The sequence below is a fragment of the Plantactinospora sp. DSM 117369 genome, from assembly GCF_053764795.1.
Window position 1 is genome coordinate 3,275,301 of sequence record NZ_CM132446.1, and the last position, 17,520, is coordinate 3,292,820.

Consider the following 17,520-nt stretch of genomic DNA (forward strand, 5'->3'; position numbering starts at 1 on the left):
CTTGGCGGTCATACGACCGGTCGAGGTGTGTCCGGTCACTCGCCCCGGGACAGGGCGGGATCCGGCGGACGGACCACCTGGCCCGGGAACACCACTACGACTTCTGGCGGTCGCTGGGCTGACGCCCGGCGCGGTGCCGGAAGGCCACCGGCTGGCCGGCGTGGCGGCGGCTCGGGCTGGTCGGCGGGGCAGAGGATCGGGATCGCCCGGGGTGCGACCCCGATCCGTCGGATCACCCCGCGCAGCGTTCCCGTCCTCCGGAGCGGAGCCGGCTCGTCGGTGCCGTACCGGGCCCCGACGCGCTCGCGCTCGCCGGCCGGGTGCGCCGCCGGACCGGGGCGCTGCCCGGCCAGCCACTGGACGGTCGCACAGGCGGCCGCCCGGTCCGGATCACCCAGCTCGTCGAAGAGCCGCCGGGCGGTCCGGGCCGCCGTCCAGGCCGCGGCGGATTCGGCCCGGGAGAGCAGCAGCAGGGCGGTGCCGAGCGACAGCAGGGCCTGCGCACGGTCGGCAGCACCGCGACCGCGCAGCGCGGCGCGCCCGTGCTCGACGGCGCGCTGCCACAGCTCGGTGAGTCCGCGCTGGTGCAGGAAGTTGGTCGGTGCCACGGCGAGCCGCCAGGCCAGCTCGGTGTCGCCGAGTGCGGTGGCGTGCTCGGCCCCGCCGACCACCAGGTGCCGTTCGGCGCCGAGCCAGCCGAGCGGGTCGGCGTCGACGGCACGCAGAAGTTCGTCGTCCGGGCCGAAGCCCTCCGGCAGGCCGAGCGCGCCGGCCGGGAAGACCTGGTCGGGCACCTGCCGGTCGGCGCGCAGCGCCAGGTCCAGCAGGCACCAGTACGCCCGGCGGTGCGCCGTCGCCCGGGTCGGCGGTGGATCGTCGAGGCCGACCCGCTCCCCGGCGTACAGCCGGACCAGTTCGGGTATCCGGTAGCGGGGCAGCCCGGTGCGGCGGTCCGGTACGGGATGCACCAGCCCGGCGTCGGTCAGGTCGGCGAGAGCCTGCTCGGCCGTGCTCCGATCGGTGTCCAGCAGCGGGACGGCGAGCCAGCCGGGGAACTCCGCCACCGGAAGTGTGCCGAGGCGCCGGAGCAGGGTCGCCGGGTACGCCGCCAGCCGCTGGTACGCCCCGGCCAGCCCTTGCCGTATGTCCCGGTCGCCGTCAGCGAGCCGGTCGAGCCGGCGCGTACCGTCGGCGAGCCGTTCGACGGCCTGGGCCAGCGACCGGTCGGCCCGGACCGCGAGTCGGCTTCCGGTGACCCGGATCGCCGACGGCAGCCGGTCACAGAGGTGGACCAGCCGGTGCGCGGCCGGTAGCTCGCCGGCCAGCCGTTCCGGCAGCATGCCGGTGAGCAGCCGGACCGCCGGCTCGACCGGCAGCGCGTCGAGGGCGACCGGGTGGGCGCCGTCCAGCCCGGCCAGCGGGCGCCGGGCGGTGACCAGCGTCGCCGAGGCCGGCCCGGTGGGCAGCAGCGGGCGTACCTGGGCCTCGTCGACGGCACCGTCGAGCAGGACCAGGATCCGCCGTCGCGCCACCACCGACCGGTAGCGGTCACGCCGCTCGGTACGCCCGACCGGAACCGAGCCCTCGGGTACGCCCAGCGCGCGCAGGAACGCGCCGAGCACCTCGTACGGGTCCACCGGTACGCCCTGGTCGTCGACGAGTTCGGCGTACAGGCAGCCGTCCGGGTGAGCGGGGCCGACGTCCCAGCCGGCCCGGACCGCCAGTGCCGTCTTGCCGACGCCGGGCAGGCCGGAGAGGACCACCACGGCCGGTCCGGTCCGGCCGGTGCCGTCACCGAGGGCGCGTCGGATCCGCGTCAGCTCCGCCTCCCGCCCGACGAAGTCGGCCACCGCGGGCGGCAGTTGCCATGGTGTGGCCGGCAGCTCCCCGTCCGGCTGGCCGACCGCCGCCGCACCGCGCGGGTACGCCCCGGTGACGGATGACCCGGGGATCGGCGGCGCGGTGCCGGGGCGGGTGGCGGCGACGATTGCGGCGGCCACGGGTGGTACGGGCCGGGGTGGGAGGGTACCGGGCGGGCCGGATGTGTCGCCGGTGCAGCCGGCGGGCTGGCCGGTCGTACCGTCCCGGCCGCTGGGCCGACGACGGGCCGGGCCACCCGGTTGCCCGCCAGGCCGTCGACCAGGCATCCCGCCCGGCCGGCGGCTCGGTCGTCCGGCCAGCCGACGCCGGGCCGGTGGCCCGCCCGGTCGCCGGCCCGGCCGGTTCGGCTCGGCGCCGACCGGGTCGACGACGGTAGCTGACGGATCTCCCGGGGCCGCCTGCGCACCGACCGGCACCGTTGCCGGCGCCGGCTCGCTGCTCGGGCCGGCCTGCGACACCGCCCGGGTGGACGCGTCGGGGGCCGTGGCCGGGAGGTCGAGCGCGGGATCGCGGTTGAGGATCCGGCGGTGCAGCGCCGCCAGCCGCGGGCAGGGCTCGATGCCGACCTCGTCGGCGAGCCGCTGCCGGAATTCCTGGTAGGCCGCCAGCGCCTCGGTCACCCGGCCGGAGCGGTAGAGCGCGAGCACCAGATTCTCCCGGAAGCGCTCGTTGAACGGATCGGTGGCGGCCAGCCCGACCAGCTCGGTGACCAGGTCGGCATGCCGGCCGAGGGCGAGTTCGAGTTCGATGCAGCGGGCCCGGACCGCGGCCCGCCGCTCGGCGAGCAGGGTGCCCGCCGTCCCGACCAGGTGGCCGGGCACGCCGGCCAGCGCGGGCCCACGCCACAGGTCCAGCGCGGACCTGAACCACCCGACGGCCTCGGCGGGCCGGCCGGTCGAGGCCGCCCGCTCCGCCTCGGCGACATGCTGCTCGAACAGCAGCACGTCGACCTCGTGGCTCGTCGCGGCGAGGCGGTAGCCGGCGGTCTCGGTGAACACCACCGGTCGCTCCACACCGGCCCGGGCGAGCAGCCGGCGCAGTTGGGACACCACGATGCGCAGTTGGGCGCGGGCCGTCGGCGGCGCGTGCCAGCCCCACACCGCCTCGACCAGCCGCTCGGTCGGCACCGTCCGGTTGGCCTCCAGCAGCAGTGTCGCGAGCAGGGTCGAGACCCGGGCGCTCCGGATCCGGAGTGGAGCACCGGCAACCTCGACCGACAGGGGACCCAGGATTCTGAACCGCATACTTTGTCTCCGCCGCGTCGCCGCGCGACAGCCGTACGGCTGCCTGGGGCCGAGCCTTGTGCAATGCCCGGGGCCGAACCAGGGACAGCTGACCCGGCGGCTCGGGAGGATCGCCCGACACGCCGGGCCATGCCCGGGCCGCCGGCCGACGGGTGAACCCCGCAACCTGGCCAGCGCGGCGGGTCCGCCCGCCGCTCACCTCCGGGACGACGGACCGCGAGAGGGAGGTGGCGAGGTTCAGTTGAGGATCAGATTGACCAGTACGGTCAGCGCGATCGAGCCGAGTACGGAGATCAGGATCATCAGCAGGCAGCCCAGTCCACCGCCGAGCGGGCGGACCTCGACGCGGCCGAATCGCATCCGATCAGAGCTCCCGGAGCCGGGGCAGCAGCTCGCGCTCGGCCCAGTCCAGGAACATCGGCTGGCTGTCGACGCCGACCTGTACGAACGCCACGTCGGTGAAACCGGCGTCGACGTACTTCCGGAACGCCTCGACGTGCGAGTCCAGCTCCGGTCCGCAGGGTACGAGTTCCGCGATGTCCTCGGGGCGGATGGCCTCGCTGGCGCTGACGAAGGACTCCGGCCCGGGCAGCTCGGCCTTGACCGTCCAGTTCAGGGCGGCCCACCGCCACTGGTCGTGCACCGTCTTCCGGCAGTCGTCGGCGTCCGGCCCGTAGCAGACCGCCGCCTGCCCGTAACGGGGTTTGCCGGCGCCGCCGCGTTCGTCGTACATCCTGACCACGGCCGCGTCCGGATTGTCGCAGACCAGCGCGTCGGCGTACTCGGCTGCCAGTTCGACCGAGTGCGGCCCGGAGGCCGCGAGGGCGATCGGGATGGGATTGGCGGGCCGGTCCCAGAGGTACGCCTCGGGCACCTCGAAGTGGTTGCCGGAATAGGAGAGGTTGTCGCCGTCGAGCAGCGGCCGGATGATCTGCAACGCCTCCTCCAGCATCTCGTGCCGCTGGTGCACGTACGGCCAGGCGCCCGCCACGTGCTCGTTGAGGTTCTCCCCGGCGCCGAGCGAGAGGGTGAACCGGCCGTCCGACATCACCCCGATCGTCGCCGCCTTCTGCGCGACCACCGCCGGGTGGTAGCGCCGGATCGGGCAGGTGATGTAGGTCATCAGCCTGACCCGGGAGGTGGCATGCGCGACCGCGCCGAGCACCGCCCAGGCGTAGGGGGAGTGGCCCTGCGAGGCGAGCCAGGGATAGTAGTGGTCGGAGATGACCAGGTAGTCGAAGCCGGCCTGTTCCGCCCGGACCGCCTGGTCGACGAGTTCCTTCGGTCCGGTCTGTTCACACATCAGCGTGTAGCCCACCCCGACCATGCCGGCCTCCTCCGTCGTCCGATTCTGGTTGTCTACCCCGCCTGGCGCCGGTAAACCCCCGTCGTCCAGGACGAAGGGGCAGTGACGTCCTTGACTATCTGTCACGCGCGGAGGTAAGTTTCCTTAACCGGTTAAGAATTGCCGGTGCATCATCCTTGTGGTGGGGATGACGGCGCCCGTGGCGGTCGGTCACCGCACCGCCCGGGCGCCGCCCGTCCGTTCGGTCCTTCCGCGGGGTCAACGCCCGTATTAACGTGTCCGACCATGGTGATCTCTCGACGGGTCGGTGCCGTGCTGGTGGCGGCGACCGTCACGCTCTCGCTCGGTGCCACCCCCGCGTCGGCCACCGGGCGCGGTCACGGCGGCGCCGGGACGCCGGGCGCTCCGGGTGCCGGCGACGGCTACTTCCCGAGCGCCGGCAACGGCGGGTACGACGTCCTCCACTACGGACTCGAGATCCGCTACGAGCCGACCAGCCGGGCTTTCGCCGGGATCGCCACGATCAGCGCCCGGGCCATCGAGCGGCTCTCCCGGTTCAACCTGGACCTGCGTGGCTTCGAGGTGCGTTCGGTGACCGTCGACGGCCGGTCGGCCCGGTACGACCGGGACGGCCAGGAGCTGCGGATCTCGCCGAAGTACGGCCTGTCCCGGGGCGAGCGGTTCACCGTGCGGGTCCGGTACGACGGCACCACCGGCCGGCCGACCGACATCGAGGGCGCGCTCTACGGCTGGGTCTCCACCCCGGACGGCTCCTTCGTGGCGAACGAGCCCGACGGCGCCCCCACCTGGTATCCGGTCAACGACCACCCGACCGACAAGGCCAGCTACGACTTCCGGATCACGGTACCGGCCGGCAAGACCGCGGTCGCCAACGGCGAACTTGTCGGGCAGCGGACCAGGAACGGCTGGACGACCTTCGTCTGGCGGGCCCGCGACCCGATGGCCAGCTACCTCTCCACCGCCTCGGTCGGCGACTACGACCTGCGCCGCAGCACCGGCCCGGGTGGACTGCCGATCATCGACGCGGTCGACCGGGACCTCGGCCCGGACGCCGCCGACGGGCTGGCCCGGACCAGGGAGATGATCGAGTACTTTTCCGGCCTGTTCGGCCGGTACCCGTTCACGTCCTATGGGGCGATCGTCGACGACGATGAGGATGCCGGGTACGCACTGGAGACGCAGACCCGGCCGATCTACTCCGGACCGCCCGGCGAGGGTACGGTGGCGCACGAACTGGCCCACCAGTGGTACGGCAACAGCGTCAGCCCGGCCCGCTGGCAGGAGATCTGGCTGAACGAGGGGTTCGCCAGCTACGCCGAGTGGCTCTGGGAGGAGCACACCGGCGGGCGTACCGCGCAGGCCCGGTTCGACACCAACTACGCCCGGCCGGAGACGGCGAGTTTCTGGAACCCGCCGCCCGGTGATCCGGGCGCCACGAACCTCTTCGCCGGCTCGGTCTACACCAAGGGCGCGATGACGCTGCACGCGCTGCGTACGAAGATCGGCGACCGGGCCTTCTTCACCCTGCTCCGCACCTGGTACGCGGCGAACCGCGACGACACGGCGACCACCGCCGATCTCGTCCGGCTCGCCGAGAAGGTGAGCGGGCGGCAGCTCGACGCCTTCTTCCAGACCTGGCTCTACACCCCGGGCAAGCCCACCGCCTGGTGACCGGCTGTGCCGACCCCTCCGTCCGGCACCGGGCGGAGGGTTACTTAACCGGTTGCGTTAACCGGTTCATCGGCCTACCCTGATCCGTGCCGCCGCAGGGAGTCGGGCGGTAACTGTCGGGCTGCAGTTACCGATCCCCTCACTTCTGTCCCCGTCCCGGGGCCCTCCCTGAGGTAGGTCATGAAAAGACGAATCTTCGCCGTCGGATCGGCGCTGCTCGCGCTCGTCGCCGCCGCGGCCGTCTCGCTGTTCGTGGTGGCCCCGCCGGCACAGGCGGCGGCCGGCTTCACGGTCAGCGGCGGCCGGCTCATCGACGCCCGCGGCAACGAGTTCATCATGCGCGGCGTCAGCCACGCGCACACCTGGTACGCCAGCCAAACCGGTTCATTCGCCAACATCAAATCCCTGGGTGCGAACACCGTACGGGTGGTGCTGAGTAGCGGTGCCCGGTGGACCCAGAACGGCGCCGGCGACGTCGCCAACGTCATCTCGCTGTGCAAGGCCAACCGGCTGATCTGCGTACTGGAGGTGCACGACACCACCGGGTACGGCGAGGAGGGCGCGGCGATCACCCTCGACCAGGCGGTCAGCTACTGGATCAGCGTCCAGAGCGCGCTGGCCGGCCAGGAGAACTACGTCATCCTCAACATCGGCAACGAGCCGTTCGGCAACAACGAGAGCGTCAGCGCCACCTGGCCGACCGCCACCCGCAACGCGATCACCCGGCTGCGCAACGCCGGCTTCGACCACACCATCATGGTCGACGCGCCGATGTGGGGTCAGGACTGGCGCTTCATCATGCGGGACAACGCCCAGAGCGTCTTCAACTCCGACCCGGACCGCAACACCGTCTTCTCGATCCACATGTACGGCGTCTTCGACACCGCCGCCGAGATCACCGACTACCTCGGCCGGTTCCGCAGCGCCAACCTGCCGATCGTGGTGGGGGAGTTCGGGCACAACCATTCGGACGGCAACCCGGACGAGGACACCATCATGTCGTACGCCCAGCAGAACGGGATCGGCTACATCGGCTGGTCGTGGAGCGGCAACGGGGGCGGCGTCGAATACCTCGACATGGTGACCAACTTCAACCCGAGCCAGTTGACCTCGTGGGGGCAGCGGATCTTCAACGGGGCGAACGGGATCCGGCAGACCGCCCGGGAAGCGACCGTCTACAGCGGCGGCAACCCGACGACCCCGCCGACGACCCGGCCGCCGACGAGCACCCCGACCACCCGCCCGCCGACGACCACCCCGCCGGCCGGTACCCGGGGCTGCACCGCCACGTACGCCATCACCGGGCAGTGGCAGGGCGGCTTCCAGGGCGACGTCCGGGTCACCGCCGGCACCGCGGCGATCAGCGGCTGGACCGTCACCTGGACCTTCGCCAACGGGCAGCAGGTCAACCAGTCGTGGAACGCGACCGTCACCAGCAGCGGGGCGACGGTGACCGCGCGGAACGTCTCGCACAACGGCAGCCTCGCCGCCGGGGCCAGTACCTCGTTCGGGTTCATCGGGACCTGGAACGGCACCAACAGTGCACCGGCGCTGAGCTGCACCGCCAGCTAGCCGCTCGGCTCCGGCGGTGGCCGGGTCCGCACCGCGGGCCCGGCCACCGCCGGTGCGGGCGTGCCCGGGTCACACCGACACGCGCTGGAGCCGTTCGCAGACGATCGTCACGGTCTCCATCAGCACCTCGCTGGCGCCCGCCTTCACCGCGCCGATCTCCAGCTTCGACGGCCAGGCGTGCTCCAGGTGGTAGCGGGCCACCGGCGTGCCGTCGGTGGCGTACATGACCAGGGAGCCGTTCCGGGCGGCCCCGGGGTCGCCGGAGATCGCCAGCGCCTGCCAGTTCCACAATTCCAGCGAGCTGTTCTTGCCGCGTTTCAGGACCAGGGTCGCCGGCTTCGCCTTGCCGGGAAGTCTCCTCGTCCCAGCCTCCCGGCCGGTCGGCTCCGGCTCGACCGGGGGCACCTCGCTGCTGATCCCGGAGAGTTCCGAGAAGGCCGCGATCTCGACGCCGTCGATCTGGATCGAGTACCGTGCGGCGCTCAGCGCCTTCTCGGGCTGTGCGGATTTCGGGGTGATCGACATCGGCCTCTCCCGTCGGATGGTGGCACCGATGCCGGGTGACCGGCCGGGCTGGCGCGGTCACCGGCGGATGCAGGATACGCCGCAATCACGCGCCGGCGAGTCGGCAACTACTCAGCGCATCCGGTGTGCCCGGTCCGGGACGGTCAGCTCCGGCCGGGCAGCCGGGGCAACACCTCGGTGGCCACCTCGGCGAGGATCGCCTCGTCCCCGGCGTACCAGCTCGACTCGCGGGGCCAGTGCGTGACGACGTCGGTGAAGCCCAGCTCGGCGGCCCGGCCGACGGCCTCGGTGAAGTGTCCGACACTGGACAGCGAGAAGACCGGCGCGGAGTCCAGCGAGAGATAGCGGTCCAGACTGCCGGGATCACGGCCGGCGGCGGCGAGGATGTCGTCCATCCGGCCGGCGAGGGCGGCGACGGATCGCCACCACGCCGCCAGGTCGTCGCCGTCCCGGACGCCGGTGGTCACCCAGCCCTGGCCGTACCGGGCGGCGAGCCGCAGCGAGCGTGGCCCGTTCGCGGCGACGACGAACGGCACCCGGGGCTGCTGGACGCAGCCGGGATTGCTCCGCGCCTCGACCGCCGCGTAGTAGTCGCCCCGCCAGCTCACCCCGTCCTCCCGGAGCAGCAGGTCGAGCAGTTCGGTGAACTCGGTGAACCGGTCGACCCGGAGCCGTGGCGAGAGCGTCTCCGCACCGAGTACGGCGGAGTCGAACCCGATCCCGCCGGCGCCGAGCCCGAGCAGCAGCCGGCCGTCCGAGACGTCGTCCAGCGCGGTGATCTGGCGGGTGAAGTGCACCGGGTGCCGGAAGTTGGGCGAGGCGACCAGGGTGCCCAACCGGATCCGGGAGGTCACCATCGCGGCCGAGGTCAGCGTGCCCATCGCGTCGAACCACGGCCCGTCGACCAGATCACGCCAGCCGAGGTGGTCGTACGTCCAGGCGTGGTCGAAGCCCCACTCCTCGGCCTGGCGCCACCGGCGCTCGGCCACGGACCACCGCTGGTCGGGAAGGATCACGATGCCCACGCGCATGATCCCAGAGCTTACGTCCCCGCGCCGCCGCCCGGCCGCCCGCGTGGTGCGGCGGCACATCGGCGTGAACGGCAGGCGTCGGCGAGTCGAATTCGTGTCCGGGCAGGTCACCCGAACTGATGACGGGCGAACGCTCCCAGCCACCTCACAGCTACGGTGAATACTGTCACCGGAGTGGCGTGTTGATCCATCGTGGAAAATGCGCGCTGACACACCCGCGGCACCTATCCGCCGTAAACAGGAGTATCTCTATGGTCTTCAAGAAGATGTTGAGCGCCCTCGGCGTCGGCGGTCCGAGCGTGGACACCGTGCTGACGAACCCGAACACCCGGCCCGGCCTGGTGCTCGAGGGGCAGGTGAACCTGCGCGGCGGGGATTCCGCGGCTGACATCGAGCAGGTCACCGTCGCACTGGTCACCCGGGTCGAGATGGAGGCCGGGGACAGCGAGTACGCCGGCACCATGGAGTTCTACCGGCTCCCGGTCAGCGGTGCGATGCGCCTGGAAGCCAAGCAGGAAGTCGCGATCCCGTTCCAGCTTCCGGTGCCCTGGGAGACCCCGATCACCGACGTCTACGGTCAACGGCTGCGCGGTATGACCATGGGGCTGCGTACCGAGCTGGCGGTCGCCCGGGCGGTGGACAAGGGCGACCTGGACGCCCTCGCGGTGCACCCGCTGCCGGTGCACGAGAAGATCCTGGAGGCGTTCGCCCAGCTCGGCTTCCAATTCAAGAGCGCGGACCTGGAGCGCGGGCACATCTACGGCGTACAGCAGACGCTGCCGTTCTACCAGGAGATCGAGTTCTTCGCCGCCCCGCAGTACGCGCACGCGATTCGTGAGGTCGAGCTGACCTTCGTCACCAGCCAGCACGGCGTGGACGTCATCATCGAGTGCGACAAGCGCGGCGGGATGTTCAGCGGGGGGCGCGACACCGTCGGCCGCTACACCGCCGAGCATGCCGGGGTCGACCAGGTCGACTGGCGGCAGCGGGTCGAGGGCTGGCTGGCGCAGACGGTGCAGAGCTACGGCCGGCACGGCGGGATGGGACACCACGGACATCCCGGCAAGCAGGGGCACCACGGCGGGCATGGCATGGGCGGCATGGTCGCCGGTGCCGCGCTCGGCCTGGCCGGCGGCATGGTGGCCGGCGAGATGCTGGAGGACGCCTTCGAGGGCGACTTCGGCGACTTCGGCGAGTAGCAGGGAAGGCCGCGGTCCCCGCCGTGTCGGCGGGGACCGCGACCCCCCGTGGCAAGGTCTGCCACCGCTCGGGACACTCCGGCTACGCCGCGCGTTCGCAGGGCTGCGCCCTACCGCTGCGCCGGTGCCGGAGCATCGTTACCGTTTACCGTGTCGCCAGGCGTTACCCAGCTTCGCCAGACCACGGCTACCCAGGTAGGCGATGGTCATCAGGGTGATGAAGAACCAGGCCTGCTGCGCCCGGAACGGGTCGGTTCCGGTAGCGTCCGTGCCGACCAGGTCCGCCGCCAGCAAGGTGAAGCCGACCGCCGCCAGATAGATGTAGAACTCGGTACTCAACCAGGCGGGCTTGGTCTCGTTGCCAGGCCGCCGTACCGGCTCGTCCATCCGGCGCTGCATCTCCGACAGGGTCTGCTGTATCTGCTGGTTGGAGATGTTCTGGGCACCCATCTCCCGGGTCGGTGCCGACTGCATGTCCGTCACCTGCTGGCCCATCGGCTGCCTGGACGGGGTCTGCGTGCTCATCTTTTCCTCCTCGGATTCGATGAGATCTCTTCCGACCGCCCCCGGTTCACGGCGCGGCCGCGCCGGTGGCACCCGTTGGCTACCCGACCGGCCCTGCCACAAACAGCCGCTGACCAGCCACCTACCGGCCCAGAGCCGCTCCGGGGCGGCCGGTGGCGTTTGCCGACCCGGGCACCGGGGACACCCCGGACAACGACAACTCGGCGAGGTGGTGGACGTGCGCGGCGAGGACGAACGGCGGGAGTCGGCACGGCGGACCGAAGACCGGATGGGGCGCGGCAGGTACGGGCCCGGCGCGATGGAGGAGGTCACCCTCCCGGTCGACGAGGGGCGCGAGGCGCACGAACGCGACATCGAGGACCCGGCGGACCGGGCGCGGGATCCGGACGTACTGCGCAACGGCGGCCCGACCCGGAACCGGGGGGTGAGCACCACCACCGGTACCGACCGGCGGGCCGGACCGGCGAACGTACGCCGTCAACCCCGCCGACCGGGCGGAAAGGTGGCACCCACCACCACCGGGGACGCGACGACCGGCGGGACCAACCCGTCGGCGGCCGGGTCGACCAGCGACGCCTCCGGACAGGCGCGGCAGATCGGCAACTTCACCGACAAGTGAACCTTTTCAACCTCCCGTTGCGGTGCGGTGGACCGCGAGGTCGGGCGCGCTGCGTGCGCGCCGTGCGGTCCAGGTTGAAAAAGGTTCACTGACCCGGCCGCCGCGCCCGGCTCAATCGACCCGGAGGATGCCCAGCCGCTGGGTCGCCCGGGTGAGCGCGACGTAGAGGTCGCTGCGCCCACGGGGAGACTCGGCGACGATCCGGTCCGGGTCGACCACCAGGACCGAGTCGAACTCCAGCCCCTTGGCCTGGGCGACGGTCAGCAGTACCACCTGGCTGGTCAGCTCCGGATCGTCGCCGAGCGCCACCCCGGGCTCCGCCTCGGTGGCCGCCCGACCCAACTCGTCGACCAGCCCGGCCGGCACGATCACCCCGACCCGGCCCGTACCCACACCGGCCGCCTCGGCCCGGATCGCCTCGACCAGCCGCCCGGCCAGCTCGGCGGCACGCACCCGGGAGTCCCAGGGCTGCTCGCCGGTGTCGCGTACCGCCCGGGGAGGGGTCAGCGTCGGGTCGATCTCGGCGAGCACCTTGGCGGCGACCGCCAGGATCTCGGACGGCGTGCGGTAGCTGACCGTCAACTCCTCCAGCCGCCACCGGTCGCCGACGTACGGCGCCAGCACCGGCCACCAGGACGACGCGCCGGCCAGCGCCCCGGTCTGGGCGACATCGCCGACCAGGGTCATCGAGCGGCTCGGGCAGCGGCGCATCAGCACCCGCCAGGCCATCGGGGAGAGCTCCTGCGCCTCGTCCACGATCACGTGCCCGAAGGCCCAGCTCCGGTCCGCCGCCGCCCGCTCGGCGGTGCTCAACTGGTCCCCGTCGGTCTGCCGCTCGGCCAGCCGGTCGGCGACGAGCAGGTCGGTGACGTCCAGCATCCCGTCCTCGGCTTCGGGCTCGTCCTCGAAGTCGATCGACTTGGAACCCGCGGCGATCTCCAGCACGCCCTCGGCGTACTCGATCTCGGCCTGCCGCTGTCGGGCGGCGCGGGCCCGGGCCGCCCGGTCGTCCTCACCCAGCAGCTCCGCCGCCTCGTCCAGCAGCGGTACGTCGGCCGGGCTCCAGCCACCCCACGGCTCGCGCCGCAGCGCCGCCCGCTCGGCCTCGTCGAGGTTCCCCGCGGCGACCGAGAGCCGCTGCTCCGAGGCGAACAGCCCGGCCACCACCTGCTGCGGGGTGAGCACCGGCCAGAGCCAGTCCAGCACCGCCTGCACCTCGGGCTCGGCCTTCAGCTCGCGCCGGAACTCGGCGAGGTCGGCCTCGTCGAGCAGGTTCTCCCCGCCCAGCGGGTCGGCGCCGATCCGCTCGGCGAGCTGGTCGGCGAGGGCGTGGATGATCTCGATGTCGAAGAGCGGCCGGGCCAGGTTGTGCGGCCGGTCGGTGCGGCGGACCCGCTCCCGGGCGGCGGCGACGGTGGCCGGATCCAGCACCAGGCTGTCCCGCTCGATGTTGATCTCGATCGGCTCGTCCGGTACCCGTTGCCGGTCCCGGATCGCGGCGGCCAGCACCTCGACCATGTCGAGCCGGCCCTTGAGTTCGGCCACCTCCGCCGGCTCGGCGCGGGTCGCGGTGATCCCGGGGAAGAGTTCGCCGACGGTACGCAGCAGCACCCCGGTCTCGGCGAGCGTCGGCAGCACCTGCGAGATGTAGCGCAGGAAGGTCGGGTTCGGGCCGACCAGCAGCACGCCCCGGGTGGAGAGGATCTGCCGGTGCGTGTAGAGCAGGTACGCCGCCCGGTGCAGCGCCACCGCCGTCTTCCCGGTGCCGGGGCCGCCCTGCACCACGAGCACCCCGTCGAGGTCGGCCCGGATCACCCGGTCCTGCTCGGCCTGGATGGTCCGGACGATGTCGGTCATCCGGCCGGTACGGCTGGCGTTGACCGCCGCCAGCAGCGCCGCCTCGCCGGTCAACCCGCCCCGGTCGCCGGCCTGCCCGGCGCTGTTCAGGTCCAGCACCTCGTCGTCGAGGCCGACCACGTCGCGGTCCCGGGTCCGGATGTGCCGGCGCCGGCGTACCCCGTCCGGGGCGGCCGCGGTGGCGAGATAGAACGGTCGGGCCGCCGGAGCGCGCCAGTCCAGTAGCACCGGTTCGTAATCGCCGTCGCCGTCGAATATGCCGATCCGGCCGATGTAGCGGCGGGTACCGTCGTCGAGGTCCAGCCGACCGAAACAGAGGCCCTGCTCGACCGCGCCGAGCCGGTCGATCTGCTCGGCGTACATCCGCACCGTGCCGTCACGCTGTGAGCGCTCCTGCTGGGTACCGCCCGCGTTGCGCAGCGCGGTGCGCAGTCGCCGGGTGGCCTGGGTACGCAGTTGGTCGAGGCGCCCGTAGAGCATGGAGACGTACCGCTGCTCGCCGGGAAGGTCGTCCTCGGCCGGCTCGGTGGGCCGGGGCAGGCTGCCCGGCACCGACCCGTCGGCGCGGGAGGGTGCGGCAGGTCCGATCGACTCGTCGACCGGCTCGTCGAGACGCTGGTCGGCCGAAACACCGGATTGCTTTGACAAACCGTCTCCCCATTGTTAGGCTTTGCGCAGGACGGCATTATGCCGTTCTTTTTTATTTCTGAACTGAGAAACGATAGCGCGTTTCTTCGCCGGCATCCATCAGCCGCACGATCCCGCGGTTACACCGGTCTTCGGCGGCGTCGTTCAGGCCGACGGGAGCCGATCGGGCGGCCCGAGGAGGCTGGCCGGGCGCCGGGCGCTCACGTGCTTGCGCTGGTCCGCGTCAACGCACACGGCGCTGGTCCGGCGTCAGCCGCTCACGGCGCTGGTCCGGCGTCAGCCGCTCACGTCGCGTCCGCCGAACCGCGCCCAGGCTGCGGTGAGGAACACCACCGCGTACCCGGCCGCCGAGAGCAGGCCGGGGCGGAGCGCCTCGACCGCGACCGGATCCCGGAGCAGCTCGACGAAGGCCGGCCAGTGGTGGGTCAGCAGGTACGGGTGCAGCCAGTCGAGCTGCGGGATGCTGTCCAGGACGAAGCTGGTCACCGCGAGCATCGTGGTGGCGATCGTGGCACCCATCGGCTGCTCGGTGAGGGTGGAGACGAAGAGCCCGACCGCGCCCAGTGCGCAGAGCCCGACCGTCAGATAGGCACAGACGCCGAGCAGCCGCAGCAGCCCCTCGGCCAGGCTCACCTGGCTGCCGGAGAGCAGCGTCACCGGCCCGCCGCCGAACAGCGCCAGCCCGGCGGCCAGGCCGACCGCCGCGACCAGCAGGGTCACCGTGGCCGCGAAGACGACGACGGCGCCGTACTTGACGGCGAGCAGCCGGGTACGCCCGACCGGTACGGTCAGCAGATAGCGCAGGGTGCCGAGGTTGGCCTCGCCGGCCACGCTGTCCCCGGAGATCGCCGCCACCGCGATCGGCAGGAACAGCCCGAGTTCCGCGCCGAGGGCGGCCAGCGCCACGAAGAACCCGTTCCCGCTGATCGCCGAGAAGAAGCCCGGATCGTGTCCGGCCTCGGTGGGACCGTCGGTGACCCGCATCGCGATCGCGATGATCAATGGTACGGCGGCCAGCGCCGCCATCCCGGCCTGGTTGCGCCGACGACCGAAGACCAGCCGCAGCTCGGAGCGGAAGAACCTGGCCCGGCCCGCGCGGCCGGAACGCCGGCCGCGTCGCCTCGTCCCGGCCGGGTCCGGCACCGTCGCGCCCTGCGCCGGGCGCGGGACGGCACCCGGGGCGGGCACCGGTCCGCCGCCCGCCCCGGATGGTGCGTCAACCGCTGACATCGAAGCCCTCCCCGGTCAGCGAGACGAAGAGTTCCTCCAGGTCCGGGGCGTCCACCGCGAAGCCGCGTACCGGTACGGCGGCGTGCACCAGGGCGGCCACCACCTTCTCTGGCGGCACCGGCCCGAGCACGGCGCTGACCTCCCGGGACGCCTCGGTGATCTCGGTGAGGCCCAGTTCCCGCAGCACCTGGGCGGCCGCGACCGGGCGGTCGGTCGTCACCCGGGCCCGGGGCGTGGCCGCTGCCCGCAGTTCGGCCAGCGGTGCCTGGGCGACCAGCCGCCCCCGGTGCATCACACCGACGTCGGTGCAGACCTGCTCCACCTCGGCGAGCAGGTGGGTGGAGAGCAGCACGGTCGCGCCCTCGGCGGCCAGCGTGCCGACCAGCGCCCGGACCTCCCGGGTGCCCTGCGGGTCGAGTCCGTTGGTCGGTTCGTCCAGGATCAACAGGTCCCGCGGGACCAGCAGCGTCGCGGCCAGCGCCAACCGCTGCCGCATGCCCAGCGAGTACGCGCGGTAGCGCTTGCCGGCCGCCGCCGTCAGCCCCACCCGGTCCAGTGCGGCGCCGATCCGCGCGGTGGAGGTGTCCGGATCGGCGGTCCGGTCCGCCGCGTCCAGCCGGCGCAGGTTCTCGGTGCCCGACAGGTACGGGTGGAAGGCCGGTCCCTCCACCAGCGCGCCGATCCGGGGCAGTACCTCTGCCACCCCGTCGGGCATCGGCCGGCCGAGCAGCGTGTGCCCGCCCGAGGTCGGCCGGACCAGACCGAGCAGCATCCGGATGGTGGTGGTCTTGCCGGAGCCGTTCGGGCCGAGGAAGCCGTAGACGGCGCCGCGCGGAACCGCCAGGTCGACGGCGTCCACCGCGACCTGGCGGCCGAACCGCTTGGTCAGTCCCGCGCTCTGGACCGCTAACTCCGGCACCGGCCGGCCCCTCCGCTCCGGATCACCACGGTGCCGGAGGGGTGCCCTCGCCGCACGGCGCCGGACGGGCGCCCTCCCGCCGTCACCGCGCCGGACGAGGGTGCCGTCCGGTAGCCGCTCACCTGGTGCTCTGCGCGACTTCGTAGAGCCGTTCCGGCTTCACCGCACCGACGAACACCCGGCCGTCGTCGGTGAGCAGGGCGGTGAAGAGCTTGCCGGTGACGAGCCGGCCGCTGCCCCACTCACCGCTCACCTCGGGCAGCCCGCCCAGCAGGCCCCGGAGCAGGTCGGCCTCCGTGCCGCCGGTCTCCGACTCCGCGGTCCCGGCGAGCTGCGGAACCTTCGCGACCAGTACGCTGGTCCACCCGCTGCCGACCACCGTCGGCCGCTCCAGCCCGGCCGGTCGGCCCTCCGGCCGGCCCTCCGGACGGGTCGCCTCGGTCACCACCGCGCCGGGCGGCGGGTTGAAGACGAACTGGGCCGGGTCCGGGCGCTCGAAGTCGACCTGGGTGAATGCCACCTCGAAGGCCGGCTTGCTGGTGCCCTGCGGCACGACCTGGAAGCGCAGCGGCACGTGCTCGGCGGCGTCGATCGCGATCGTGATCTGGCCCACCAGCGAGGTGGCGTCACGGGGTTCGAGTACCAGTTCGTACGCGTCCCGCCCGGCGATCGAGGCTGACCGTCCGACGCTGACCCGGGTACTCGGATCCACGGCCGCCAACGCCTGCTCGGCGGCCTCCTGCGGGGTGGTCGGCAGGTGGTCGGGCCGGGCGGTCGGGCCGGAGCCGTCCAGGGTGGTGTGCTCGGCCTTGTTGGCCTGGCTGTCCCAGATCCAGACGTCCTTGCCGTTACGGATCACATCGGTCTCGCCGAGCGTGCCGAGCAGCGCGACCCGGGCCTGGTCCGGGCCGGCGTGCCAGACCCGCAGGGTGTGCGTACCGGAGACCAGCGAGGTCAGCGCGGCGCTGCCTCGCCCGCCGATGCCGGGCAGGCTCGGCAGTCCGAGGTCGGCGCGCTTGATCACCGTGCCGGAGAGACCGTCCAGGCGGGCGGTCTGCAGGTCGACGAGGAGCTGGGCGGCACTGCGCTCGGGCAGGTTCGGCTCGGCGGCCGAGGCGAAGGTGCCGACCGCCGCACCTCCGCCGAGAATCGCCAGGGCCGCCCCGGTCGGGACCAGCCACCGCAGCGCGGGCCGGGATTGTAAAACCGACATGTTCGTACCTCCTGGTGTCCATCCTGCGCCCTCGGCGCTGTGAAACCACTGAGAACCGG

At 72.6% G+C, this 17,520-nt stretch carries 14 protein-coding genes; 4 read left to right on the forward strand and 10 right to left on the reverse strand.

The features are described 5' to 3' along the window. Positions 1 to 35: 35 nt before the first annotated feature. The 3 genes from ACSMXO_RS14475 to ACSMXO_RS14485 all read right to left on the reverse strand — a co-directional run bounded on the left by ACSMXO_RS14475 (position 36) and on the right by ACSMXO_RS14485 (position 4,452). Positions 36 to 3,125, reverse strand: a complete 3,090-nt coding sequence (locus ACSMXO_RS14475; RefSeq protein ID WP_455418134.1) for a BTAD domain-containing putative transcriptional regulator — start codon at positions 3,123 to 3,125, stop codon at positions 36 to 38. A gap of 237 nt (positions 3,126 to 3,362) precedes the next feature. Further along, complete coding sequence (locus ACSMXO_RS14480; RefSeq protein WP_346261419.1) at positions 3,363 to 3,485, reverse strand: hypothetical protein; 123 nt, start codon at positions 3,483 to 3,485, stop codon at positions 3,363 to 3,365. 4 nt (positions 3,486 to 3,489) lie between these two features. Further along, on the reverse strand, positions 3,490 to 4,452 hold the full coding sequence (locus ACSMXO_RS14485; protein ID WP_455418135.1) for a TIGR03557 family F420-dependent LLM class oxidoreductase: 963 nt from the start codon (positions 4,450 to 4,452) through the stop codon (positions 3,490 to 3,492). Positions 4,453 to 4,716: 264 nt separating this feature from the next. On the opposite strand from ACSMXO_RS14485, the gene ACSMXO_RS14490 reads away from it, so the two are divergent. Both ACSMXO_RS14490 and ACSMXO_RS14495 read left to right on the forward strand, forming a co-directional pair. Further along, positions 4,717 to 6,123 (forward strand): M1 family metallopeptidase, encoded by a 1,407-nt coding sequence (locus ACSMXO_RS14490; protein ID WP_455418136.1) that lies wholly within the window; start codon positions 4,717 to 4,719, stop codon positions 6,121 to 6,123. Between the two features lie 180 nt (positions 6,124 to 6,303). Then, on the forward strand, positions 6,304 to 7,695 hold the full coding sequence (locus tag ACSMXO_RS14495; protein ID WP_455418137.1) for a cellulase family glycosylhydrolase: 1,392 nt from the start codon (positions 6,304 to 6,306) through the stop codon (positions 7,693 to 7,695). Between the two features lie 69 nt (positions 7,696 to 7,764). Here ACSMXO_RS14495 and ACSMXO_RS14500 read toward each other — a convergent pair whose 3' ends face one another. Together ACSMXO_RS14500 and ACSMXO_RS14505 are read right to left on the reverse strand one after the other, a co-directional pair. Continuing rightward, positions 7,765 to 8,220 (reverse strand): phage tail protein, encoded by a 456-nt coding sequence (locus tag ACSMXO_RS14500; protein WP_455418138.1) that lies wholly within the window; start codon positions 8,218 to 8,220, stop codon positions 7,765 to 7,767. A gap of 143 nt (positions 8,221 to 8,363) precedes the next feature. After that, a complete protein-coding gene (locus ACSMXO_RS14505; protein ID WP_455418139.1) occupies positions 8,364 to 9,251 on the reverse strand; it encodes an LLM class flavin-dependent oxidoreductase in 888 nt (295 codons plus the stop codon). A 251-nt stretch (positions 9,252 to 9,502) separates the two neighbouring features. Between ACSMXO_RS14505 and ACSMXO_RS14510 the strand changes: the two genes are divergently transcribed. After that, positions 9,503 to 10,450, forward strand: coding sequence for a sporulation protein (locus tag ACSMXO_RS14510; RefSeq protein WP_455418140.1), 948 nt, complete (start codon positions 9,503 to 9,505; stop codon positions 10,448 to 10,450). 138 nt (positions 10,451 to 10,588) lie between these two features. Here the strand turns inward: ACSMXO_RS14510 and ACSMXO_RS14515 are convergent, their stop codons facing one another. Further along, positions 10,589 to 10,975: a hypothetical protein gene (locus ACSMXO_RS14515; RefSeq protein ID WP_346261412.1), complete on the reverse strand. Its 387-nt coding sequence runs from the start codon at positions 10,973 to 10,975 to the stop codon at positions 10,589 to 10,591. A gap of 217 nt (positions 10,976 to 11,192) precedes the next feature. Between ACSMXO_RS14515 and ACSMXO_RS14520 the strand changes: the two genes are divergently transcribed. Beyond that, on the forward strand, positions 11,193 to 11,594 hold the full coding sequence (locus ACSMXO_RS14520) for a hypothetical protein (protein ID WP_346261411.1): 402 nt from the start codon (positions 11,193 to 11,195) through the stop codon (positions 11,592 to 11,594). Between the two features lie 111 nt (positions 11,595 to 11,705). Here ACSMXO_RS14520 and ACSMXO_RS14525 read toward each other — a convergent pair whose 3' ends face one another. The 4 genes from ACSMXO_RS14525 to ACSMXO_RS14540 all read right to left on the reverse strand — a co-directional run bounded on the left by ACSMXO_RS14525 (position 11,706) and on the right by ACSMXO_RS14540 (position 17,461). Beyond that, a complete protein-coding gene (locus tag ACSMXO_RS14525) occupies positions 11,706 to 13,931 on the reverse strand; it encodes a HelD family protein (protein WP_455419238.1) in 2,226 nt (741 codons plus the stop codon). A 444-nt stretch (positions 13,932 to 14,375) separates the two neighbouring features. Next, on the reverse strand, positions 14,376 to 15,329 hold the full coding sequence (locus ACSMXO_RS14530) for an ABC transporter permease (RefSeq protein ID WP_455418141.1): 954 nt from the start codon (positions 15,327 to 15,329) through the stop codon (positions 14,376 to 14,378). Further along, positions 15,316 to 16,248, reverse strand: coding sequence for an ABC transporter ATP-binding protein (locus tag ACSMXO_RS14535; protein WP_455418142.1), 933 nt, complete (start codon positions 16,246 to 16,248; stop codon positions 15,316 to 15,318). The genes ACSMXO_RS14530 and ACSMXO_RS14535 overlap by 14 nt, the downstream gene beginning before the upstream one ends. Before the next feature lie 118 nt (positions 16,249 to 16,366). After that, positions 16,367 to 17,461, reverse strand: coding sequence for a LolA family protein (locus tag ACSMXO_RS14540; RefSeq protein ID WP_455418143.1), 1,095 nt, complete (start codon positions 17,459 to 17,461; stop codon positions 16,367 to 16,369). Positions 17,462 to 17,520: the final 59 nt, after the last annotated feature.